At 57.1% G+C, this 21,459-nt stretch carries 24 protein-coding genes; 13 read left to right on the forward strand and 11 right to left on the reverse strand.

Going from position 1 to position 21,459, the window contains the following annotated elements:
• The first annotated feature begins 34 nt into the window (after positions 1–34).
• Entirely contained in the window at positions 35–1,282 is a 1,248-nt protein-coding gene (locus tag KZ772_RS03210; RefSeq protein WP_231483467.1) for an ATP-binding protein, read from the forward strand.
• A 467-nt stretch (positions 1,283–1,749) separates the two neighbouring features.
• Here the strand turns inward: KZ772_RS03210 and cadR are convergent, their stop codons facing one another.
• Complete coding sequence (gene cadR, locus KZ772_RS03215) at positions 1,750–2,157, reverse strand: Cd(II)/Pb(II)-responsive transcriptional regulator (protein ID WP_004364961.1); 408 nt, start codon at positions 2,155–2,157, stop codon at positions 1,750–1,752.
• Between the two features lie 95 nt (positions 2,158–2,252).
• On the opposite strand from cadR, the gene KZ772_RS03220 reads away from it, so the two are divergent.
• Entirely contained in the window at positions 2,253–3,149 is an 897-nt protein-coding gene (locus KZ772_RS03220; RefSeq protein WP_290538433.1) for a cation transporter, read from the forward strand.
• Between the two features lie 4 nt (positions 3,150–3,153).
• Positions 3,154–3,666, forward strand: coding sequence for a signal peptidase II (gene lspA / locus KZ772_RS03225; RefSeq protein ID WP_290538434.1), 513 nt, complete (start codon positions 3,154–3,156; stop codon positions 3,664–3,666).
• A gap of 309 nt (positions 3,667–3,975) precedes the next feature.
• On the opposite strand, the gene KZ772_RS03230 is transcribed toward lspA, so the two are convergent.
• Positions 3,976–4,191 (reverse strand): helix-turn-helix transcriptional regulator, encoded by a 216-nt coding sequence (locus tag KZ772_RS03230; protein ID WP_011588651.1) that lies wholly within the window; start codon positions 4,189–4,191, stop codon positions 3,976–3,978.
• Positions 4,192–4,278: 87 nt separating this feature from the next.
• On the opposite strand from KZ772_RS03230, the gene KZ772_RS18560 reads away from it, so the two are divergent.
• The 5 genes from KZ772_RS18560 to KZ772_RS03250 all read left to right on the forward strand — a co-directional run bounded on the left by KZ772_RS18560 (position 4,279) and on the right by KZ772_RS03250 (position 7,818).
• The gene (locus KZ772_RS18560) at positions 4,279–4,641 is read left to right on the forward strand and encodes an SEC-C metal-binding domain-containing protein (RefSeq protein ID WP_365870750.1); all 363 of its coding nucleotides are present in this window, start codon (positions 4,279–4,281) and stop codon (positions 4,639–4,641) included.
• 74 nt (positions 4,642–4,715) lie between these two features.
• Positions 4,716–4,967, forward strand: coding sequence for an AbrB/MazE/SpoVT family DNA-binding domain-containing protein (locus KZ772_RS03235; protein ID WP_031226830.1), 252 nt, complete (start codon positions 4,716–4,718; stop codon positions 4,965–4,967).
• A 190-nt stretch (positions 4,968–5,157) separates the two neighbouring features.
• Positions 5,158–5,505 (forward strand): DUF3147 family protein, encoded by a 348-nt coding sequence (locus KZ772_RS03240; protein ID WP_290538435.1) that lies wholly within the window; start codon positions 5,158–5,160, stop codon positions 5,503–5,505.
• A 115-nt stretch (positions 5,506–5,620) separates the two neighbouring features.
• Positions 5,621–7,063, forward strand: a complete 1,443-nt coding sequence (locus KZ772_RS03245; protein WP_290538436.1) for a nodulation protein NfeD — start codon at positions 5,621–5,623, stop codon at positions 7,061–7,063.
• Positions 7,060–7,818 carry a slipin family protein gene (locus KZ772_RS03250; protein ID WP_290538437.1) on the forward strand — a complete coding sequence of 253 codons (759 nt, stop codon included), beginning with the start codon at positions 7,060–7,062 and terminating at the stop codon, positions 7,816–7,818. The genes KZ772_RS03245 and KZ772_RS03250 overlap by 4 nt, the downstream gene beginning before the upstream one ends.
• 84 nt (positions 7,819–7,902) lie before the next feature.
• Here the strand turns inward: KZ772_RS03250 and KZ772_RS03255 are convergent, their stop codons facing one another.
• The 3 genes from KZ772_RS03255 to KZ772_RS03265 all read right to left on the reverse strand — a co-directional run bounded on the left by KZ772_RS03255 (position 7,903) and on the right by KZ772_RS03265 (position 11,459).
• The gene (locus KZ772_RS03255) at positions 7,903–9,126 is read right to left on the reverse strand and encodes a hypothetical protein (protein ID WP_290538438.1); all 1,224 of its coding nucleotides are present in this window, start codon (positions 9,124–9,126) and stop codon (positions 7,903–7,905) included.
• A 293-nt stretch (positions 9,127–9,419) separates the two neighbouring features.
• The gene (locus KZ772_RS03260) at positions 9,420–10,598 is read right to left on the reverse strand and encodes a VWA domain-containing protein (RefSeq protein ID WP_290538439.1); all 1,179 of its coding nucleotides are present in this window, start codon (positions 10,596–10,598) and stop codon (positions 9,420–9,422) included.
• 18 nt (positions 10,599–10,616) lie between these two features.
• The gene (locus KZ772_RS03265; protein WP_290538440.1) at positions 10,617–11,459 is read right to left on the reverse strand and encodes a MoxR family ATPase; all 843 of its coding nucleotides are present in this window, start codon (positions 11,457–11,459) and stop codon (positions 10,617–10,619) included.
• 267 nt (positions 11,460–11,726) lie between these two features.
• Between KZ772_RS03265 and KZ772_RS03270 the strand changes: the two genes are divergently transcribed.
• Positions 11,727–12,443, forward strand: a complete 717-nt coding sequence (locus KZ772_RS03270) for a 16S rRNA (uracil(1498)-N(3))-methyltransferase (protein WP_290538441.1) — start codon at positions 11,727–11,729, stop codon at positions 12,441–12,443.
• Between the two features lie 128 nt (positions 12,444–12,571).
• Here the strand turns inward: KZ772_RS03270 and rluB are convergent, their stop codons facing one another.
• From rluB to KZ772_RS03300, 6 genes are all read right to left on the reverse strand, one after another.
• Positions 12,572–13,417: a 23S rRNA pseudouridine(2605) synthase RluB gene (gene rluB, locus KZ772_RS03275; RefSeq protein WP_290538442.1), complete on the reverse strand. Its 846-nt coding sequence runs from the start codon at positions 13,415–13,417 to the stop codon at positions 12,572–12,574.
• Positions 13,410–14,339 carry an SMC-Scp complex subunit ScpB gene (gene scpB / locus KZ772_RS03280; RefSeq protein WP_290538443.1) on the reverse strand — a complete coding sequence of 310 codons (930 nt, stop codon included), beginning with the start codon at positions 14,337–14,339 and terminating at the stop codon, positions 13,410–13,412. The genes rluB and scpB overlap by 8 nt, the downstream gene beginning before the upstream one ends.
• A gap of 2 nt (positions 14,340–14,341) precedes the next feature.
• On the reverse strand, positions 14,342–15,280 hold the full coding sequence (locus KZ772_RS03285) for a ScpA family protein (protein WP_303759842.1): 939 nt from the start codon (positions 15,278–15,280) through the stop codon (positions 14,342–14,344).
• 28 nt (positions 15,281–15,308) lie between these two features.
• Entirely contained in the window at positions 15,309–16,523 is a 1,215-nt protein-coding gene (locus KZ772_RS03290; protein ID WP_290511296.1) for a tryptophan--tRNA ligase, read from the reverse strand.
• Between the two features lie 154 nt (positions 16,524–16,677).
• Complete coding sequence (locus KZ772_RS03295) at positions 16,678–17,301, reverse strand: L-threonylcarbamoyladenylate synthase (protein ID WP_063509324.1); 624 nt, start codon at positions 17,299–17,301, stop codon at positions 16,678–16,680.
• A gap of 175 nt (positions 17,302–17,476) precedes the next feature.
• A complete protein-coding gene (locus KZ772_RS03300) occupies positions 17,477–18,328 on the reverse strand; it encodes a PHP domain-containing protein (protein ID WP_365871165.1) in 852 nt (283 codons plus the stop codon).
• Positions 18,329–18,493: 165 nt separating this feature from the next.
• Here KZ772_RS03300 and KZ772_RS03305 point away from each other — a divergent pair, with 165 nt between their 5' ends.
• The 4 genes from KZ772_RS03305 to KZ772_RS03320 all read left to right on the forward strand — a co-directional run bounded on the left by KZ772_RS03305 (position 18,494) and on the right by KZ772_RS03320 (position 21,407).
• On the forward strand, positions 18,494–19,234 hold the full coding sequence (locus KZ772_RS03305; RefSeq protein WP_290538444.1) for a VC0807 family protein: 741 nt from the start codon (positions 18,494–18,496) through the stop codon (positions 19,232–19,234).
• Between the two features lie 21 nt (positions 19,235–19,255).
• Entirely contained in the window at positions 19,256–19,555 is a 300-nt protein-coding gene (locus KZ772_RS03310; protein WP_290538445.1) for a YciI family protein, read from the forward strand.
• Between the two features lie 132 nt (positions 19,556–19,687).
• Complete coding sequence (locus KZ772_RS03315) at positions 19,688–20,350, forward strand: TIGR04211 family SH3 domain-containing protein (RefSeq protein ID WP_290538446.1); 663 nt, start codon at positions 19,688–19,690, stop codon at positions 20,348–20,350.
• A gap of 166 nt (positions 20,351–20,516) precedes the next feature.
• Complete coding sequence (locus KZ772_RS03320) at positions 20,517–21,407, forward strand: acyltransferase (protein WP_290538447.1); 891 nt, start codon at positions 20,517–20,519, stop codon at positions 21,405–21,407.
• The last annotated feature ends 52 nt before the right edge of the window (positions 21,408–21,459 follow it).

A 21,459-nucleotide genomic window follows, 5' to 3' on the forward strand; every position in this document is an offset into this window, starting at 1 on the left:
GATCATCCATGGGGCCTTGCTGGAGAGGATGACCATGGACTTAGTAGAACGCCGCTTGAAAGATGAGGTAGCTTTTCTGGAACACCAGATCCGCCAATCCGGTGGCCAGATTGATACACTCCAGACCGGCGACTATTTTCAGGAAGTGCTCCTCCACGCCTTCGCCATCGCCATCGCTTCTCCGTCTGGGCAGTCCATCTCACCGGAGACCTGGACTCCGATTCTGAGGCCGTTGCTCACCTCCGGGCAGGAGGGAGCCGTGAGAGCCAGGGATGCTGAGGTACCATCTGCGCCTTCCCAAATGCTTGGGTATCGCCGTGCCTTCACGGTCGACGGAAACCCCTTCGTGATCATTGTTGCCGAGGATATGGAGGCGCTTCATCGGAGCCAGGCCAAACTCCATATCTGGACTGCCGTCGTCTCGGTTTTACTGGTCATTCTGATGATCGGGAGCATATGGCTGGGAATCACTCTGGCCCTGCGGTCAATAGCGGGCCTTCAGATGAACCTGAAAAAACTTCAGTCAGGCGAGCTCTCCCGTATTAACGCAGACGGCCCGGAGGAGTTCCGGCCCCTCGTCCGGCAACTCAATCGACTGCTGGATTCACTGGATGACCGGCTGGAACGCTCCCGTGACGCACTTGCCAACCTTTCCCACAGCGTGAAAACCCCCATAGCGGCTGTCAGACAGATCCTGGAAGACACCAGTCGCCCGCTCGATGAGAAGCTGAGATGGGAAATGGCGGCGCGCCTCGACGACATAGATGCTCAGCTTGAGGCCGAAATGCGGCGAAGCCGGTTTGCGGGTCCACAGGTCGGCCAAAGTGTATGTCCGATCAAACAGGCCCGGGATCTGCTGTGGATGCTTGGCCGCCTCTACCCCGATAAATCTTTTGAATTGTCAACGGATCTGCCTGAAAACCATCGCTGGCCTGTCGAGGAGCATGATCTGAACGAAATCCTTGGCAACTTGCTGGATAACGCAGGCAAATGGTCATCCCGCTGGGTGGAGCTCACGCTGAGTGAAGATCAAGAGCAGTTAAAAATTATCATCAGCGACGACGGAGCGGGCGTATCAGAAACAGCCCACTCACAATTGGGCAAGCGAGGATTGAGGCTGGACGAGCAAACACCCGGTCATGGATTGGGGCTGGCTATTGTCCACGCAATAGTTGAGCGTTATCAGGGACAGGTTCATTACACGTCCAGTAAGGTAGGAGGCCTTACTGCAGTTGTTGTAATCCCTGGTTCTGATCGATTCGGCGACCGGTCAGACAACTGACACCTTCACCCTCCATTCTCTATGCTTCAAGTCAAATTCATCAATAGTTGGGATGATGATTTGGAGTCTCGTCCAGCCTGTTCAATCTCGACCGCTCTATAATGAGCTTTTCCTGAAGGATACTGAATCTACACCCACTAACACTACTTGCTCTACTTGCAACCCAAAACAGCAAACCGATGCTTTTGATCATGAATTTTACACTCCCCCCCCCCTTTCACTGCATGCCAGAGCCCGCCTTGTGCGGGCTTTTTCATGCCGTTTTGGAGTTTCTATGGATATTCGAGCGAGCTGGGCCTGTACCACGTACAGGGCTACGTTAAGCCTGAGGAGATTATCAGTACGGCGGCCACCATTTTGTATGGCTGAAAGGTGTCTAGCAAACCGGTGGCGATTCAGTTGATCTTACCTTTGCATGAGAGTGAGACAGACCGGCATCTCATCGGATTATCTGGTTGATGCTTCACCTACTGCTGGTGCATGTTTCCTTCGCTAATTCCAGCAAGAACCCCACACGCCTCAACTTCCCGGTCATCGTTGCAACTCGCTCTCAGTGAAACGAGTTGTTTCTCAAGCGCTTGCAGAGCGGTTATCTGCGACCGCACATGAGAGATGTGATCATCGAGCAAGGCGTTGACGGCGGTACAAGGCTGATGAGGGTCGTCCTGATAGCTCTGTAGTTCGTGAATCTCAGCCAGTGACAGGCCCAGGATTCTGCAGCGACGGATGAAGGCCAGCCCCTCACCATGCTTCTCGGTATAGACACGGTAACCGTTGTCCTGCCGATCAGGCGGCGGCAACAAGCCCTGCTGTTCATAGAAGCGGATCGTCTGTGTTTCGACCCCTACCAACTGCGCCAACTGACCAATGCGCATCAGCCTCCTCCCCAACGGATTCTTTACTCTATTGACCTTATAGTAGCTTTATAGTTTAAAATGGTACCACAACATTGTTCAAGTGGAGTCGTATCATGAGCAAATCCTGTGGTGGCGCCTGTGGCGGTGATGCAACGTCCGCAGCGGATACCGATATACAGGCCTCCTCCGAGGCGCCAGGGAGATGGGTCAGTGTTTATGCCGTGCCGAAGATGGACTGTCCATCAGAAGAACGAATGATTCGCCTAGCCCTGAACGGCTTTGAGGAGATTCGGGCGCTGTCCTTCGACTTGTCGAACCGCCGGCTGAAGGTCGTGCATGACGGCGAGGTCGAGCCCGTCACCTCGAAACTGAAGACCTTGGGGCTAGGCGCCTCGCTTCAGGAAACCGTCGCTGCAAATCCGGAGACCATCAAGGCCGCCGAGTTTTCGGCAGCTTCTGCTAAGCAAGAATCCGGGACCCTGCGCTGGTTGCTCGGCATCAATGCACTTCTGTTCGTGGTGGAAATGACTGCCGGTCTGATCGCCCAGTCCACCGGCCTGATTGGAGAATCCCTGGATAATTTTGCCGATGCGGCCGTGTACGGGCTTGCCCTTTATGCGGTTGGTCACAGCGTGAAAATGCAGCTACGTGCTGCCCATCTTGCGGGTGTCCTGCAACTGATCTTGGCTGTTGGCGTACTCATAGAGGTGGTGAGACGCTTTGTATTCGGTAGTGAGCCTGAATCGCTGGTGATGATGGCTATCGCATTCGTCGCATTGATTGCCAATACCTCCAAACATCGGGAAGGCGGGGCGCACATGAAGGCAAGCTGGATATTCTCGGCCAACGACGTGGTGATCAACCTGGGGGTCATCACCGCCGGCGCCCTGGTCGCGTGGACCGGGTCCAATTATCCGGATCTGATTATCGGCACCATCGCGGGGCTCGTCGTGCTATCGGGAGTCATTGTACTTAACGGGGCCAGGCGTATTCTGGCGTTGAAGGGTTAAATAATTGCTCATTATTGGCAACAAGCACTCGTCGTATGCCCTGTTTTCCATATCGAGCCTGCTGGCAGCGTCAGATCAGGCTGCAAAGTTGCTGGTGCAGCAATCAATGGCCTATGGCGAGTCTATTTCAGTGACCCCGTTCTTTAACTGGGTGCACGTATGGAACACCGGTGCCGCATTCAGTCTTTTTGCGAATGGCGGAGGCTGGCAGCGCTATTTTTTAATCGGAATCGCGGTGGTGGTCTCGATTTTCCTGATCAAGCTGATTCTTGAAAATCGTCATAAAGGAGAAGCCTTCGCTTACAGTCTTATCCTCGGTGGCGCCATGGGCAACCTGATTGACCGAATATTTCGCGGCTACGTTGTGGATTCCTTTGATTTCTATTGGCGGGACTGGCACTGGCCGGCCTTTAATCTGGCTGATATTGCTATTGTCACCGGTGCCTTGCTTTTCGTTTCCGGCAGTTTGTTGGGCGAAAAAACAAACACCAATACAAACCCAGATAGGCAAGGCTGACGTTACAGCTATGAACGCCATTGGGAAGAATGTGCGGTTCGCTAAGCGTGGGCTTCTTATCGTGTTTTGCTCAGACCCGGCAAGCGGGTCATCCTGTAGATAGTCCATCGCAAGTTCATTTGCCAGGTCTAAAACCTTGAAGGCAAGCGATCGGAGAATGCGGAGGCCTTCCGTATCGCGCAGCGGCTAGATGAGTTCTTGGAGAATGAATTCAACCTCCCCTCCCCCCTACAACTTCCTGACGACACAAAACCGCTTGAACGAAAATAGTGAATTAAAGCCTGATACCGGTTCTACATGATAGGAATATCATTCATCGGTTAGAAAAATAGCAGCAGGAAGCGAGAGAGCGTCGCTAATCTGGTAGATTTTGAGCAGAGTAATGTTCTTTTCGCCACGCTCAATGTGACCCATATAGCTGCGGTCCAAGCCTGCTAAACTTGCAAGCTCCTCTTGGGATAGGCCTTTCTGCTTTCGCATTGCTCTAACCTTTGCGCCAAATGCCTGAAGACGAGCATTGCTCATGGAAGTCTCACCTAAAAGTGAGAACTATCATTTTTTGATGCCTGAGCATCCACGGACTATAATACCCATTTTCCGTTTGGGTGGAGAATGTCTCACCTGCAAAGAAATGCGCCATGCCCATGTGGTAGCGGGGTTAAATACAAGAAGTGCTGCTTGCCAAGGCAGGAAGCAGAGCTGCACGCCACGAACCAAGGGCAGGTATATGCGTTATTGAACCAGATTATTCCAGTCACAATTGGCTCGCCCGACGAAAACAGCAAGGAGTTCCAGCGACTTGAGGAGTGGGCTAATCGCTATTTATCAGGGATTGATCGCCGGCACCCTCTATTTGAGCCTCTGTCCGATCATTTGTGCACACACAGTGAAATCATTGCAATCGCCAAACAACAGAAGATCCATAGTTATTTGTCCGTGGCCGAACCTCTATATATTGCATGGCTAAATTCTTGACCATCACTACCACATGGTTGTTACGGGTGATTTATCTATTTAAATTGAGGTTACACCCAATGTGTGAGGTGCTTATGAAATTGAAAGTGCAGAAAATTAGTAATGGCGCAGGACTTCGAGTCCCTAAAACTGTCTTGCAGCATCTTGGTCTTGATGTGGGAAGTATCGTTGATATGGAACTGACTGATGAGCAGTTGATCATTCGCCCAAAGCCCATGCCGACCTTGGAAGAGATGTTGGCAGCTTGTACACCAGAGAATACCGCACTGAGCGAGGAAGACCGCGAGTGGCTTAGCGATGGTCCGGTCGGTAAAGAGATTTTGTGATCCCCTGCCCGGCGCCACCAATAATGTAACAGGGATGCAGCGGTTGCGTCGCGCACAGTTGACACGGCATTCGTGCTACCCGATTGATTATCATAATAAAATACACCACTTGGTGTGCATACATGGTAAATAGAAGATTTCCTAGTTTGACGGGATACTTCAGGGGCACCCAAACCAAAGGGAAATCCGGATGCCCCTCTACCTCAAATACCTCATTACTGCCGCGCTGGTTGTGCTGATATCAGAAGTCGCCCGGCACAGCGACCGACTGGGCGCCCTGATCGGCGCCTTGCCGCTGGTAACCCTGCTTGCCATGTTCTGGCTCTACATGGGAAACCAGCCCGAGGAGAAAATCGGCAATCACGCCTGGTACACCTTCTGGTACGTCATCCCGACGCTGCCCATGTTTGCCCTGTTTCCCTTCATGCTGGAACGTTGGGGCTTTCTGCTTGCCATGGGATGCAGCGTGCTGCTGACCATCACCTGCTTTGTGGTTCTCGGCCTTCTCCTCAGCCCCTTTGGTGTTGAACTCTGGTAAATGATGCGACGTTTGTGACTCGCCGTGTCCGGCATCAAGCCAGGTCTTGCTAGATGCCGGTTAAATAGGCTTTCATGGGGATAGAGAGAAGATAGATGGCCAAGGGAGCGTTCTCATGGGCCGTGAATATCGCAGCGCACCGCATCATGGCCACAGGCTTGCGGCCAGAGTGTTTCTTTGTGTGCTGTTGGTGCTTTTGTTCCTGCTGGCGCCCGCCTCTCCAGCCCAGAACGCCTCCTCCGCCACGCCCTCTCCTTCCGCAGCTTCAGTCTGGGTAATGACCCTGGACGGCCCAATCGGACCGGCGCTCAGTGACTGGTTTGTCCGTTCCCTGGAAGAAGCCAACGAGGCGGCCGCAACGCTGTTTGTGTTGCAGCTGAATACCCCTGGCGGGCTGGATAGCGCCATGCGCGACATGATTCGGACGATTCTCGATAGTCGGGTACCTGTGGCTACCTATGTTTCTCCCAGTGGTAGCCGGGCGGCCAGTGCTGGCACCTATATTCTCTATGCGTCCCATATTGCCGCCATGGCCCCGGCCACCAATCTGGGCGCGGCCACGCCGGTGCAGATTGGCGGCGGTGGTGGTCTTCCCTCCCCCTCCTCACCGGACGACAAAGGAAAAGGCGATGATGACTCTTCTGCCCGTCCTGATAGTGCCTCGGCACTGCATCGCAAGCAGGTCAACGATGCGGTGGCCTATATCCGCGGGCTGGCGGAATTGCGGGGTCGCAATGCGGACTGGGCAGAAAAGGCGGTGCGCGAAGCGGTAAGCCTGTCCTCCAGCGATGCCCTCGAGCAAGGCGTGATTGATCTGAAAGCGACTGACCTCAATGAGCTGCTTGCTCAGCTGGATGGACGAGAACTGAGTTGGGACGGCGAATCGGTCAGTCTGGCACTGGCCGGTGCGCAATTGCATCAGGTGAAACGGGACTGGCGAACGGATTTTCTGGCCATTGTTACCGACCCGAGCATTGCCTATTTGCTGTTGCTGGTGGGGATATACGGACTAGTGCTGGAGTTTTCCAACCCCGGTGTGGGCGTCCCAGGCGTGCTGGGTGCAATCTGTTTGTTGCTCGCTCTTTATGCCCTGCAGATGTTGCCGGTGAGTTATGTGGGGCTCGGACTGATTTTGCTGGGCGCGGTGCTGGTAACGCTGGAGGCCATATCGCCAAGCTTCGGGGTGCTGGGAATCGGCGGCGTAATCGCTTTCGTGATCGGTTCGATCATGTTGATGGATACGGATCTCCCTGCTTTCCGCATTGCCATGCCCGTGATTGCCGCGGTGGGCGTGGGCTCACTGCTTTTGGTGGGCCTGTTTGTACGACTGGCGGTCAAGGCCCACGAAGGGCCGCCAGTTACGGGGGACGACACACTGGTGGGGCAAACCGCTGTCGCGCTGGATGATTTTGACCACGAGGGCCAGGTGCGGGTGCTGGGCGAAATCTGGCATGCACGAAGTCAACAGCCGGTCCGCCAGGGCCAGTCGCTACAGGTCACCGACCGTCGCGATCTGGTATTGGATGTGAAACCGGACGACAAGGAGGAGACATCATGACTCCCTATTTCTGGTTATCGCTGACCATAATCACGGTCGGCTTTTTGATCAGCATGTTCCGTATTCTGCGCGAGTACGAGCGCGGGGTGATCTTTATGCTGGGGCGATACTACCGGGTGAAAGGCCCGGGGCTGATCCTGGTGGTGCCGGTGATCCAGCAGATGGTAAAGGTGGATCTGCGCATCCGGGTACTGGATGTGCCCACCCAGGATGTGATCTCCCGGGATAATGTGTCGGTCAAGGTGAATGCCGTGTTGTATTTTCGGGTGCTGGACGCCGAGAAAGCAGTGATCAATGTGGAAGACTTCTACTCTGCCACCAGCCAGTTATCCCAGACCACCTTGCGTTCAGTACTGGGCAAACACGAGCTTGACGAAATGCTCGCCTCACGGGATGAGCTGAACAGCGATATTCAGGAAATTCTCGACGAACAGACCGATAACTGGGGCATCAAGGTTACCAATGTGGAAATCAAACATGTGGATCTGGATGAAGGCATGGTGCGGGTAATTGCCCGCCAGGCCGAGGCGGAGCGTATCCGCCGCGCCAAGGTGATCCATGCCAATGGTGAGAAGGAAGCGTCCCAGGTGCTGCTGGAAGCAGCGAAAACCCTGTCCGAACAACCCCAGGCGCTGCAACTACGCTACCTGCAGACATTGACCGAGGTCGCCAACGAGCGCTCCAGCACCATTGTTTTCCCGCTTCCCATGGATTTGATTGAAAGCTTCATCAGCCGTGGAGGTCGCGAACAATAAGCGCAAAAGAATGCCAATGCTGCCCGGGGTCACGTATGAGAAAAGCGTAAAGAGCCCGTTCAGCTCTTCACGCTTTCGCATCGATCAGTGATCGCGGCTGTGAGTATGTTCAAAGCGATAAGTCAGGTTTAACTGCACCCGTGGCGCTTCGCTGCGATCACCTGCCTGGTTGTCGCGCATCCCGTATGCCAGCTCAGCCCCATAACTGAGGCTGCTATCGTGCTGGCGAATCAGGCTAAGCGTGCCGTAACGGGTGCGACGCATGGCATCCGGCGGCAGATCGTCGTCCTTTTCCAGGGTGATCTCACCCCCGACCATGGCCAGAGTCCAGTCAGGACGGAACTGCCACTGCCCGCCTAGATAACCGCCCTGGGCCAGCAAGGGCTGCAAGCCGTCGGTAGCAAACACATAGCCATCCATGCCGCTGTCACCGAAGCCGGACAGGTCATTGTAGTAATGGGCCATGCCTTGCCCGTAACTGCCACTGGCCAGCAGGGTCAGGCTGTCAGTCACAGCCAGGGTGCCGCTGAGCACACCGCCGGTGGCATTGGCGTATTGCTGGTCGCCATCGGCAAATTCCACACCGATTTCCCGATTTACAAGGCCAGCCCGCACATGCCCGCGCTCATGGGGCTGATTCCAGGCGGCGATGACGTCGGGGCGGCGACCACTGGCGCTGCTCAGGTTATCCGGGTCATACACTTCCGGGTTGGGATCCTCCAGCGCCAGGGTCAGATGCTCGCCCTGCCAGCGCACGCCGGTCTGGCGGGCAAAGATGGCGCTGTTGGGGCCCTGGGAATCCAGGGTCAAGGGCCAGGCCGAACCGTCCAGCAAGGCGGTATAGCCATAGCCAGCACGCAGGGCGCCGTATTCGAAATAGAAATCCCGCACTCTCAGGTCGTAACCGTCGATGCTGCCGAACAGATCCACAGCGAACACCGCATGGGGCCCACTGCCCTCCCCCAATCGCAGGCCCAGCTGGCTGTTCTTGCCATGCAACTCAAAATTCTGCTGGTGGGTATCACCGGCTGGGATGGTGCTAGGGATAAGCAGATCATTAAGCCCTGCGTTCTTGTCATCGTAGATAGCATCCACACTGACTTTTCCGAACACTGCAAAGTCGGGCCACTGCACATCGTTTGATGGGGTATGGGTTGGCGCATCCTGGGTCAGGTTGGCCTTGAGCTGATCCAGCTCTTTTTGAAGACGACGGATTTCAGACTGGGTGGTATCCGCAGACAGGCTGGCGGCGGCCAGTGCGGTACTGCTGAAAACGGTCGTCCAGATGGTGGTTCGCACCCTGGACATGGGAATCTCTCCTGAAATCCACCGGATCACGGTGGCGTTCATCTTTTTGCTTCGGCGTCCCGGGGTTATGTGCCTTGTGGGCTGTCCGGGGCGTGAAACGCGAAAGGCGCGAAGAATACGGATGCGATGCTTTGTCCGCTACTAGACGAAATGTTTAGTACAGCAATATCTGGGGATTGGCGGACGAATGGAATGCAGATTTTTGCCTTTGAGCGCAAGTGTTGGATGACTTGCCTGCAGCCGAAACGGGGTTGTGGAGATTCGGCGACAGGCAGTTTCCTGTCCAAAGACTATTACTTGCTCAAATAGCGCATGGCCTTTTCCAGGCCTTCGATGGTGAGCGGATACATCTTGTGCTCGCTGAGCTGCTTGATCCACTGGGTGGAGGTGGTCATCTGCCAGGCCCGCTCCGGTTCCGGGTTGAGCCAGACCACCTTTTCGTAGGTTTCCATGACGCGCTGGAACCAGACGGCGCCGGCCTCCTCGTTCCAGTGCTCCACGCTGCCGCCCACGGAGTTCACTTCGTAGGGGCTCATGGCCGCATCGCCCACGAAGATCACCTTGTAGTCGCTGCCGTACTTGTGCAGCACGTCCCAGGTGGAAATCTTCTCGTCCCAGCGACGGCGGTTGTCCTTCCACACGTATTCATAAATGAAGTTATGGAAGTAGAAATATTCCATATGCTTGAACTCCAGCCGGGCGGCGGAGAACAGCTCTTCGCAGAGTTTGATGTACGGGTCCATGGAACCACCCACATCAAAGAAGATCAGCACCTTGACGCGGTTTTCCTTCTGCGGGCGCATCTTGATGTCGAGCAGGCCGGCGTTGCGGGCGGTGGAACGGATGGTGTCATCCATATCCAGCTCTTCATCGCGACCGGTGCGGGCAAACTTGCGCAGGCGCCGCATGGCCAGTTTGATATTGCGGGTGCCCAGCTCCACAGAATCATCCAGGTTGCGGAATTCCCGCTTTTCCCAGACTTTTACCGCCCGCTTGTTGCGGGAGGGCCCAACCATGCGCACCCCTTCCGGATTGGCGCCATAGCCCCCAAAGGGGCTGGTACCGCCGGTACCGACCCACTTGTTACCGCCCTGGTGGCGCTTTTCCTGCTCTTCGAGCCGCTTGCGCAGCTCGTCCATGATCTTTTCCAGGCTGCCCAGGCCCTTGAGCTTCTCGAATTCATCCGGGCTCAGGTTCTTCTCCAGCTCCTTGCGCAGCCACTCGTCCGGGATCACCTTGTTGAGCCAGTCTGGCTCCAGGTTTTCCAGGCCTTCGAAGTAGTTAGCAAACGCCTGGTCGAAGCGGTCGTAGAACTTTTCGTCCTTGACCATCACCGCCCGGCTGAGCAGGTAGAAATCCTCGATGGAGCCGAAGGCCACGTGGGCCTGCAGGGCATCAAAGAGATCCAGCAATTCGCGCAGGGTTACCGGGACCCGGTAACGGCGCAGATTTTCGAAGAAACCAATCAGCATAATCAGCCAGCGTTGCGGTTAACTTTCGCGACGGTTCATGAACGCCAGGCGCTCAAGCAATTGAACATCCGACTCGTTCTTCAGCAGTGCACCATAGAGCGGCGGCACCGCGCTTTTGGTGTCGCGGTTGCGCAGAATGTCCGCCGGAATATCGTCAGCCATGAGCAGCTTGAGCCAATCGATCAATTCACTGGTGGACGGCTTTTTCTTCAGGCCGGGCACCTTACGCAGGTCGAAGAAGATTTCCAGGGCCTCGGTGACCAGGTTCTTTTTGATCTCCGGGAAATGCACATCCACGATGGCCTGCATAGTCTGGGCATCGGGGAAGTTGATGTAATGGAAGAAGCAGCGGCGCAGGAAGGCGTCAGGCAGCTCTTTCTCGTTGTTGGAGGTAATGATCACGATCGGGCGCTGCTCGGCGCGGATGGTTTCCCCAGTCTCGTAGACGAAGAACTCCATGCGATCCAGTTCCTGCAGCAGATCATTGGGGAACTCGATGTCGGCCTTGTCGATTTCGTCGATCAGCAGCACCACCTGCCCTTCATGGGTAAAGGCTTCCCACAGCTTGCCCTTTTTCAGGTAGTTGGCCACATCCTCCACCCCTTCGGCGCCGAGCTGGGAATCGCGCAGGCGCGATACGGCATCGTACTCGTACAGGCCTTGCTGGGCCTTGGTGGTGGACTTGATATTCCAGGACAGCAGCGGCAAACCCAGGGATTCGGCCACCTGTTCCGCCAACAGGGTCTTGCCGGTACCCGGCTCACCCTTGATCAGCAACGGGCGCTTGAGGGCGATCGCTGCGTTCACGGCCATTTTCAGGTCGTCGGTGGCCACATATTGGTCAGTACCCTGAAACTGCATGAAACTCTCCACACTAAACAGTTAATCGGACGGGCGAACGGGCGGCACACTCTACCAGTGGCCCGAAGACGCCGCCAGTTACCAGCGGGTCAATGTCACCCTCGCTACAGACAGGTTCCTGCAGCCGGTAGTGCTTGATGCGGGCAATTTAGCAAGGCTGCGTCGCCCGGCATAGGGCGAGAACAGCCAAGTAAACAGCGATTTACGTCACTTTGGTGTGAGGATTTCAGCGCGGATTCCGGGTCAGGCTGTGCCATAATCCGCTCCATGAATCTGCTGCTGCTACACCCTCATCAACATCTTCATGGCAATCTCTGGCGCCTGGACGAGCGCCAGTGTCGCCATGTGCGCGAGATTCTGGGATTGGCTGAGGGTGACACCTGCCGGGCAGGCATTCTCGGGGGTGGCATGGGAACAGCACGAATTGAATCGATTAAAAACAATGAGATAACAACTTATCTTGAAGTAGATGCTCATTGCGAGCCCCCGCCTCCTCTGTCCCTGCTATTGGCCCTTCCCCGCCCCAAGATGCTCAAGCGTATCCTGATTGATGCCACCAGCCTTGGCATCAAGCGCATCGTGCTGATCAATAGCTGGAAGGTGGACAAGAGCTACTGGCAGACCCCCAACCTGAAGGCCGGCCTGCTGCGCGAGAAGATGCTGCTAGGGCTGGAACAAGCCCGCGACACCACCCTGCCGGAGCTGGTTCTCGCCCCGCGTTTCAAGCCCTTCGTGGAAGACGACCTGGACAGCTGGGCAGGACCCGGCCGACGGATCCTCGCCCACCCCGGCGACCACCCGGCCATGCCCGTCGACCTGACTGAGCCTGTCACCCTGGCCATCGGCCCGGAAGGCGGCTGGACCGATTACGAAGTGGCGATGCTGCAGCGGAAAGGCTTTGCCTGCCACAGCTTCGGGGTCCGCATTCTGAGGGTTGAGACGGCGCTGCCCGCGCTGGTCGGGCGCTTGATGAGGCTGCCGTAGGAGCGCCGCTTGAGGCGCGAATTACGAAAAGCGAAACCAGAGAACGGGTCCTGCTTTTCAAGACTCGCTCCTCGTAATTCGATACTGACTGCTTCGCGCCTCAAGCGGCGCTCCTACAGGGTGACTGCCTAGCGCCGGTAAGGGCCGCGCGCCTTGCGGGGAGGTTTGCTGCCGGCGCGCTGGTGGCGCAGGCGAGCGCGACCGTAGAGGCCGGTGTATTTCTTGCCCTTCAGCTCCACTTTGCCGATCAGGGCCTGAATCTGTTCAGGCTCCAGCTCCATCCAGCGGCCCTGGCGCAGTTGTGGTGGCAGGGTCAGGTCGCCGAAGCGGATCCGCATCAGGCGTGCCACCTCCAGATCCTGGGACTGGAAAAGACGGCGAACTTCCCGGTATTTGCCCCCGGTCAGTGTCACCTTGTACCAGTGGTTGGCGCCCTCTTCCGCGCCGCCGGCATCCTCTATGCTATCGAATTTGGAGACACCATCTTCCAGTAGCACGCCATCCAGCATGGCCTGACGCTTTTCCGGGGTCATACCGCCACGCACCCGCACCGCGTATTCACGCACGAAACCGTTGGACGGATGCATGAGCCGGTGGGCCAGCTCACCATCGGTGGTGAATAGCAGCAGGCCAGTGGTATTGATGTCCAGACGCCCTACCTGTACCCAGCGCATGCCCTGCAGGCGCGGCAGATTATCAAACACCGTGGGGCGCCCTTCCGGATCGTTGCGTGAGCACACTTCGCCGGGTGGCTTGTGGTACATGATCACGCGCTGAACAATTTCTTCTTCCGGCTTCACTTTAATAATCCTGCCATCCACACGTAGGGTGTCGTCATTGCCAACCCGGTCGCCCAGGGTTGCCACAGTGCCGTTAACCGAAACCCGGCCATCAGCAATCCATTTTTCCAGCTCCCGACGGGAGCCCAGGCCAGCTCGCGCCAGCACTTTCTGCAATTTTTCAGTCTCAGTCATGACGTGTCTGGCTGTCCTCTGCACTGTCATTCGCAGCGGCATCTGTGCCGTCAGCGTCATTAATGGGGCTATTGTCAGCCGTATCGGCCTCTTCGGCCATGGTTTCCTTGCCGGGGGCCTCCAGCTCATCCTTGTCGGCTCCCGGTTTGCGACGGAATTCCTGCTCAAAGCTGGTCAGGACCGAGTCCACCTTGTCCATGCTCATCAAGGTGGCATCGTCAATTTCGGGTTCCTGCTCAAGCCCCGGGAAGGCCTCCTGATCACCGGGAAGCCGGGGTTCGCGTTCGTCGTCCAGCATGCTATGGCCGTCTTCACCTTCCGGCGCCTCGTCCATGTCACCCGGTGCCGCATTGGCCGGTGGCACATCGCTGAGGGCCAGCTCCTCGTTGATCTTGTCCAGGTCGCGAATTTCCGACAACGGCGGCAGATCTTCCAGGCTCTTCAGGTCAAAGTAGTCGAGAAACTGCTTGGTGGTGGCAAACATGGCCGGTCGGCCCGGCACGTCCCGGTGCCCCACTACACGCACCCAGTTTCTCTCCAGCAGACTTTTGACGATATGCGAGCTTACCGAAACACCACGAATTTCTTCGATTTCGCCACGGGTAATGGGCTGGCGATAAGCGATCAGTGCCAGAGTTTCCAGAATCGCCCGACTGTAGCGCGGCGGCTTCTCCTGCCACAGGCGGCTGACCCACTGGCCCAGTTCCGGGCGGGCCTGAAAGCGGAAACCGGAGGCCACTTCCTTCAGGAAGATGCCGCGATCTGCATAGGCCGCATCGATATCTTCCAGGTATTTACCCAAATCCTGCTTACTGGGGCGATCCTCTTCATCAAACAGGGACAGGATCGCATCCCGGTCCAGCGGGCCTTCAGCCACCAGAATGGCGGCTTCAATAATTCTTTTTATCTGCTCAGCTTCCACGCTTACCCCTCGGTTCCGTCATGGGCATCGGTTTCATCATCCACGCCGTCATCGGGTTCGTCTTCCAGCTCCAGCTGGGCCAGCACATCGGATTCTTCCAGCACCAGGGTCTTCGCCTTCACGTGAATCGGGGCAAAAGGCCCGTTCTGTACCAGCTCGATCAGGCTACCCTTGACCAGCTCCAGGGTGGCCAGAAACGTCACCACCACACCGAGACGGCCTTCTTCCGGATTGAACAGCTCCACGAAGGGCACAAAATCCCGCCCCTTGAGTTTGTCCAGCACGTTGGCCATACGCTCACGGGTAGAGAGCTTTTCCCGGGACACCTGGTGACTTTCGAACATGTCAGCCCGGTGCATGACTTCTTTCAGGGCCAGCAACAGCTCACGCATATCCACGTCTGGCTGGGCTTTTTCACGGGTAAACTCCGGGCGCTTGGCCTCCGCCGGGAAGATGTCTCTTTCCAGTCGCGGTAACCCGTCGATATCTTCTGCTGCCTGCTTGAAGCGTTCGTATTCCTGCAGGCGACGAATCAGCTCTGCCCGCGGGTCATGTTCCTCGTCTTCCTCGTCGTCTTTCTGACGAGGAAGCAGCATGCGAGATTTGATCTCCCCCAGCATGGCGGCCATCACCAGGTATTCCGCCGCCAGCTCGAAGTTCATCGCCTTCATCAGCTCCACGTATTCCATGTACTGGGTAGTAATGGTGGAGACCGGAATATCGAGAATGTCCAGGTTCTGGCGCTTGATCAGATACAGCAGCAGATCCAGCGGGCCTTCGAACGCCTCCAGGAAGACTTCCAGTGCATCCGGCGGAATGTACAGATCGTCCGGCAGCTTGGTGATGGCCTTGCCATACATCAGGCCAAAGGGCATCTCCGCCTGGCTGGGATGCAGCGGCTTCATGACGGGTGTGACTGTAGGTTCTGCCGGTTCAGTCATGTCTCTCTCCCGAGTGCGCTGGTGCGCCTCAGCGGTAATTGAGCCCCATGGCGGCACGGACTTCTTCCAGGGTGGCGCGGGCCGCCTCGCGGGCTTCCTCGCAACCTTCGGCGACCAGGGTGCGAACCAGATCCGGGTTGCGCAGGTGCTCCTCGGCACGCTTGCGGATCGGCTCCAGCTCTGCCTGAACCGCCTCGATGACAGGCTTCTTGCAGTCCAGGCAGCCGATGCCGGCGCTGGTGCAGCCCTCTTTCACCCACTGGCGGGTGTTGTCATCGGAATAGACCATGTGGAACTGCCACACCGGGCAGTTATCCGGGTTGCCCGGGTCTGTGCGGCGAACCCGGGCCGGGTCCGTGGGCATGCGGCGGATCTTGCTGTCGATATCCGCCTCTTCCTCACGCATGGTGATGAAGTTGCCGTAGGACTTGGACATTTTCTGCCCATCCAGCCCCGGCATTTTGGAGGCCGGTGTCAACAGTGCCTGGGGCTCGGGCAGGATCACCTTGCCGCCGCCTTCCAGGTCGCCCATCAATCGCTCCTTGTCTCCAAGGGTGATGTTCTGCTGACTTTCCACCAGAGCACGCGCGGTTTCCAGGGAGGTTTCATCACCTTTCTCCTGGTACTGACGGCGGTGGTTCAGGTACACCTTTGCCTGCTTCTTGCCCATTTTCTTGATGGCCGCATCCACCGCTTCCTCGAAACCCGGCTCACGGCCATAAAGGTGATTGAAGCGGCGCGCCACTTCCCGGGTGAGCTCAACATGGGCCACCTGATCGGCGCCTACCGGTACCTGACCGGCCCGGTAAGCCAGAATGTCGGCGGATTGCAGCAGCGGATAGCCCAGAAAACCATAGGTGCTGAGGTCTTTCTCGCGCAGCTTTTCCTGCTGATCCTTGTAGGTGGGCACCCGTTCCAGCCAGGACAACGGGGTCATCATGGACAGCAGCAGATGAAGCTCCGCATGCTCGGGCACCTGACTCTGGATAAACAGGGTGGCCGAGCCCGGGTTCACACCAGCGGCCAGCCAGTCGATCACCAGATCCCAGACGTGCTGTTCGATCTTGTGCGGGTTTTCGTATTCAGTGGTGAGGCCGTGCCAGTCTGCCACAAAGAAAAAGCACTCGTACTCGTGCTGCAGACGCGCCCAGTTCTTCAGCACGCCATGGTAATGCCCCAGATGCAGGCGGCCGGTGGCGCGCATGCCGGAAACAACTCGCTGGGAGGGAACCACGGAACTCAAAGCCTACTCCTTAACAAACCCGACTATCCGTACGCCGCCTTTGGCTCGGCACGGAGGAAAGCCCGCGATTATACGGTGAACCGGGGCATCAGGGACAGTGGCAAGCGGGTCCTTTGCAGCACTCTGGGCAAAAGATAACCAGCAACAGTGAACATTAGTAAATACTGTCCACCGGCCCAGCCCCTTCGCGCACTACTTCCGGGCCATCGCCGTCAGCCAGGGATATCACGGTGGTTTCGGTAACACCGCAGAAGCCGCCATCAATAACAAGATCCACCTGCCCCTGAAGGAAATCCCGAACATCCTGGGGGTCGGTGAGCGGGAATTCGTCGTTGGGTAGATGGCAGGTGGACGTCATGATCGGCTCGCCATGCTCGGCCAGCAGCGCCTGACAGATAGGATGATCGGGCACGCGAATACCGATATTGCGCTTCTTCGGATCCATCAACCGCCGGGGCACCTCGGTAGTGCCCTTGAGGATAAAGGTATAGGGGCCCGGAGTGTGGGACTTGAGTAGACGGTAATCCGGATTTTCCACCTTGGCATAGATCGCCAGCGCTGAGAGGTCGTGACACAGCAGGGTGAACTGGTGTTTCTTGTCCAGCTGCCGCAGGCGGATCAAGCGATCCAGGGCATTTTTCTCGCCAATGCCACAGCCCAGTGCATAGGTAGTATCCGTCGGGTAGGCAATCAGCCCGCCGTTGCGAATCACGTCTACAGCCTGCCGGATAAGGCGCGGCTGGGGGGTTTCAGGATGGATGTAGAGGATTTCGGTCATAAATAAGCAGTTAACAGTGAATAATTAATAGTGAACAGCGGAAAACCCCGAAGGAGTTCATTTTCGGCCGAAGAGCAGTTCCAAATTTAGGTAATGCCACATGCTAACAGTGAACTTTAACAAGCAGCGATAAGTCTTTGTTTTAGCTGTTAACTGTTCACTATTAACTGTTAACTCAAGCCAGCCGCCCTTCCCAAACCGGCCTGGCGCCGCTCGGCACTGGGGGCAGCCGACCCAGTGCCAGCCATTTCTGCTCCGGTGAGTGAAAGTCGGAGCCGGCGGATACCTGCAGGTCGAAGTGTTGCCAGCACTCATCCAACAACGCAGTCTGTTGCGGGGAGAGCCCGGGCATGGCCACTTCAAGGCCATCACCGCCGGCTTCCTTGAAGCTGGCGAGAAACTGGCGCAGCTTTTTGCGCGTCATGCCGTAGGCCTGGGGATGGGCCAGTACAGCCGAGCCGCCGGCGGCATGAATATCGGCAATCGCCTCATCAAGAGTACACCAGGGGGTGGCCACAAAAGCCGACTGGCCCTGTTTGAGGTAACGGTTGAAGGCATGGCGCTGGTTGCGCACCCTGCCCGCCTCTTCCAGAAAACGGGCGAACAGGGGGCGCCCTGGCGCGTCAGTGCCTGCCAGTTCGCAGGTGCGCTCATAGCTATTGGCGAGGGTGGCGGCACGGTCCAGGCGGCGGCCGATCTCCCGGGCACGATTAACCCGTGCCGCTTGCTGGGCGGCCACCCTTTCCTGCAGCTGCCCACAGTCCGTGTCCAGCCATAGCCCCAGCACATGGTACTCGCGGTTTTCGTGGCGCACAGACAGCTCGATACCGTTCACCAGGCTGATCTCGTGCTGCCGGGCAGCCTCGCCAGCCTCCGGCAGCCCAGCTAGGGTATCGTGGTCCGTCAACGCCAGACAGGTCACTCCGTAGTCCGCAGCCCTCGACACCAGCGCTGCAGGGCTTAGAATACCGTCGGACGCAGTACTGTGACTGTGCAGGTCGATTGTGTGGTTACAGGAGATAGCCAGATCCTCTCAAGGTTCTCGATGTGTCTGCAGTGACTCCACATCCGCCAAACGGGCCCGCTCCGGCAGGCTGACGACGGGAATCAAGGCGCAGGGTAGCATTTTTGTGCCCGGCACCGGCATCTTTAAAGGCGCCAGGTTACCCTAACCGATCAAACGGAATACTCAATGAGCGACAGCGACACCCCGGAACAGCGTGGCAAGCCTGCCAGCGCCACGCCACCGAAACAGGAAAGCCTGCTGGCCAACCTGTTGATCAATATCATCATCCCCGCCCTGATCCTGGCCAAACTCTCCGGGGATGACTGGCTTGGCACCAAGTGGGCCATCGTGGTGGCGCTGGCCTTCCCCCTGCTCTACGGCCTGCGGGACTTGCTGCAGAACGGCAAGGCCAATTTCTTCTCAGGTCTGGGTATCGTCAGCATTCTGCTGACTGGCGGCATCAGCCTGATGGAGCTGGACGCCAAGTACATTGCCATGAAAGAAGCCGCTATCCCCGCACTGCTGGGCGTCGCGACCGTGGTTTCCCTGCGCACCCGCTGGCCGCTGGTAAAAACCTTTCTCTATAACGACAAGGTGCTGGATACCGACAAAATTGCCGCCCGACTGGAAGATAACAATAATCTCAGCGCCTTCGAGCGAACCCTCAAGCAGGCTTCCTGGATGGTCGCGGCCTCATTTTTCCTGTCTTCGGTACTCAACTACGTGCTGGCCAGGATTATCCTGACCAGCCCGCCGGGCAGTGAGGCCTTCAATGCCGAGCTGGGCAAGATGACAGCCCTGAGCTACCCGGTTATTGTCGTGCCCTCCATGATTGTACTGATTCTGGCCATGGTCTTTCTGTTTCGCCGCATCGGCAAACTCACCGGCCTGAAGCTGGAAGAGATCATGGCCGCACACCACCGTTAACCCTGAACAAAGAGCGAAACCATGCTGTACGCGATTATCAGTGAGGACGTGGCCAACTCCCTTCCCTTGCGCAAACAGGCCAGGGCAGACCATCTGGCCCGGCTGGAAACCCTCAAAGAACAGGGGCGATTGATTCTGGCCGGCCCGCACCCGGCCATGGACAGCAACGATCCCGGCGAGGCCGGCTTTACCGGCTCATTGGTCGTGGCCGAATTTGCCTCGCTGGAAGCCGCCCAACAGTGGGCGGATGCCGACCCCTACATTGCTGCCGGTGTTTACGCTGGCGTCACGGTAAAACCGTTCAAGAAGGTGCTGCCCTGACCTGTTAGCGGGCAGATTGCCATTTTTTACAAAGACACCACGGCCCACAGCGCGAAATGTGATTATGGTAGCGCCGCAACCCTGATGACTTCTCTAGACTGCGCGGCCTGACACGAAGGAGTAAAGACCCCCATGCTCGCAAGACTGGTTTGTTTCCTGGCAATAATGGTAGCCAGCCATACGGCTGTCGCCTCCACTGCCTGGGTGGATGACAACATTTATGTGCCGATTCGTTCATCTGCCAACCCCTCTGGCCGTATTCTCCACCGGGGTATCCCGAGCGGTACCCGCATTGAATTTCTCGGATTCGACGGGGACTGGGCGAAGATCCGTTACAAGGATATCGAGGGCTACATCGGCAAGCAGTACCTGAGCCAGAGCCCAACCGCCGAGATCTTGCTGGAGCGTGCCAACCAGGCCAGCGAACAGGCCAAGGCAGAAGCCGCCAAGCTGCGCACCCAGCTGGCTGAGCTCAAGGGGCAGCACGAGGCGCTCTCCGAACAGTCCTCCGAACTGAAAAATGCCCTCAGCGCCCGCAGCAACGAGCTGGAGCAACTGCAGGACGTGGCCTCTGACCCGATTCGTCTGGACCAGGCCAACCGCCGCCTCAATGAGGAACTGAGCCTGCTTCGTTCCGAGCTGGATCAGGTGAAAGGCGAAAACGTCATGCTCCGCAACAACAACACCTCCCAGCAATGGATCACCGGCGTCGGCATCCTGCTGCTTGGCCTGGTTGCAGGCATGATCATGCGCTCACGGTCGGGGCGTCGACGCAACAGTGGCTGGGCCAACTGACACCCACTCGCAACCCCTGAATAAAGGCCATGCCCTGCCGGCATGGCCTTTTTTATGAAAAAACCAAGCCCCTGTATTTTCGGGAAAAATGACCGAAACGGACACGGGACATGCCCGCGGCCTTTGGGTAGCATGCGTGTTTACCCTGGTATTGACGACGACAGTTATGACTATCTGGCACAAGATCCGTGGCGTACTGGCCCTGCTTGGCATCCTGCTTAACACCCTTCTTCTCTGCCTGCCGCTCTACTTTTTTGCCCTGCTGAGGCTGGTGCTGCGTGGAGAAAAATCCCAGGTGATATTGTCGAAAATCCTGGTCTTCATCGCCGAGACCTGGATCGGCTTCAATAACGCCATTATTGGTCTGACCAGTCAGGTAAGATGGAACATCACCGGCATGGACAACCTGGACCGGGATCAGTGGTACCTGGTTACCTGTAACCACCAATCCTGGGCTGACATTCTCGTGCTGCAGCACATTTCCAACCGCCGCATTCCGTTCCTGAAGTTTTTCCTCAAGCAGGAACTGATCAAGGTACCGATCCTTGGGCTGGCCTGGTGGGCACTGGATTTCCCCTTCATGAAGCGATTCACCAAGGCAGAACTGGAGAAAGATCCGACCCTGAAAGGCAAGGATTTGGAAACCACCCGCAAGGCTTGCGAGAAATTTGCCTACTTTCCCACCTCGGTGATGAATTTTTTCGAGGGCACCCGCTTCACCCCGGAAAAGCACGCCAAGCAGCAACCCCCCTACCGCCACCTGCTTAAACCGAAAGCCGGCGGCGCGGCCTTTACTTTGAATGCCATGTCCGGGCATTTGCGAAATTTGCTTGATGTGACCATTATTTACCCCCCGGAGGCACCCCGCTCTCTGCTGGCCTATCTCGGCGGCGCCATGAACGAAGTCGAAGTTATCGTTCAACAGCGCGTTATCCCTGCCTGGGCCTCTGAGGGCGACTACGAATCGGACCCGGAGTTTCGCGCCCGATTCCAGCAATGGATTGGCGAGCTCTGGGCGGAAAAGGATGCCTTACTGACTTCAAAAATGGGCCAATAAGCCAGATTTATTCGACGCTTCGGCCCACAATAAACAGGGACCCGGGAAGCAC

Source organism: Alcanivorax sp. (assembly GCF_019431375.1).
In the GTDB taxonomy this organism is placed as follows: domain Bacteria; phylum Pseudomonadota; class Gammaproteobacteria; order Pseudomonadales; family Alcanivoracaceae; genus Alcanivorax; species Alcanivorax jadensis_A.

Bases quoted from the DNA above. Each gene is read 5' to 3' on its own strand.
- KZ772_RS18560 (WP_365870750.1), top strand. From the start codon at position 4,279: ATGTCTCACCTGCAAAGAAATGCGCCATGCCCATGTGGTAGCGGGGTT.
- KZ772_RS03240 (WP_290538435.1), top strand. From the start codon at position 5,158: ATGCCCCTCTACCTCAAATACCTCATTACTGCCGCGCTGGTTGTGCTG.
- KZ772_RS03230 (WP_011588651.1), bottom strand. From the start codon at position 4,191: ATGAGCAATGCTCGTCTTCAGGCATTTGGCGCAAAGGTTAGAGCAATG.
- KZ772_RS03320 (WP_290538447.1), top strand. From the start codon at position 20,517: ATGACTATCTGGCACAAGATCCGTGGCGTACTGGCCCTGCTTGGCATC.
- KZ772_RS03285 (WP_303759842.1), bottom strand. From the start codon at position 15,280: ATGACTGAACCGGCAGAACCTACAGTCACACCCGTCATGAAGCCGCTG.
- KZ772_RS03245 (WP_290538436.1), top strand. From the start codon at position 5,621: ATGGGCCGTGAATATCGCAGCGCACCGCATCATGGCCACAGGCTTGCG.
- KZ772_RS03210 (WP_231483467.1), top strand. From the start codon at position 35: ATGGACTTAGTAGAACGCCGCTTGAAAGATGAGGTAGCTTTTCTGGAA.
- rluB (WP_290538442.1), bottom strand. From the start codon at position 13,417: ATGACTGAGACTGAAAAATTGCAGAAAGTGCTGGCGCGAGCTGGCCTG.
- KZ772_RS03315 (WP_290538446.1), top strand. From the start codon at position 19,688: ATGCTCGCAAGACTGGTTTGTTTCCTGGCAATAATGGTAGCCAGCCAT.
- KZ772_RS03265 (WP_290538440.1), bottom strand. From the start codon at position 11,459: ATGCAGTTTCAGGGTACTGACCAATATGTGGCCACCGACGACCTGAAA.
- KZ772_RS03310 (WP_290538445.1), top strand. From the start codon at position 19,256: ATGCTGTACGCGATTATCAGTGAGGACGTGGCCAACTCCCTTCCCTTG.
- KZ772_RS03255 (WP_290538438.1), bottom strand. From the start codon at position 9,126: ATGTCCAGGGTGCGAACCACCATCTGGACGACCGTTTTCAGCAGTACC.
- KZ772_RS03305 (WP_290538444.1), top strand. From the start codon at position 18,494: ATGAGCGACAGCGACACCCCGGAACAGCGTGGCAAGCCTGCCAGCGCC.
- KZ772_RS03235 (WP_031226830.1), top strand. From the start codon at position 4,716: ATGAAATTGAAAGTGCAGAAAATTAGTAATGGCGCAGGACTTCGAGTC.
- KZ772_RS03295 (WP_063509324.1), bottom strand. From the start codon at position 17,301: ATGACCGAAATCCTCTACATCCATCCTGAAACCCCCCAGCCGCGCCTT.
- KZ772_RS03250 (WP_290538437.1), top strand. From the start codon at position 7,060: ATGACTCCCTATTTCTGGTTATCGCTGACCATAATCACGGTCGGCTTT.
- KZ772_RS03220 (WP_290538433.1), top strand. From the start codon at position 2,253: ATGAGCAAATCCTGTGGTGGCGCCTGTGGCGGTGATGCAACGTCCGCA.
- KZ772_RS03270 (WP_290538441.1), top strand. From the start codon at position 11,727: ATGAATCTGCTGCTGCTACACCCTCATCAACATCTTCATGGCAATCTC.
- KZ772_RS03260 (WP_290538439.1), bottom strand. From the start codon at position 10,598: ATGCTGATTGGTTTCTTCGAAAATCTGCGCCGTTACCGGGTCCCGGTA.
- cadR (WP_004364961.1), bottom strand. From the start codon at position 2,157: ATGCGCATTGGTCAGTTGGCGCAGTTGGTAGGGGTCGAAACACAGACG.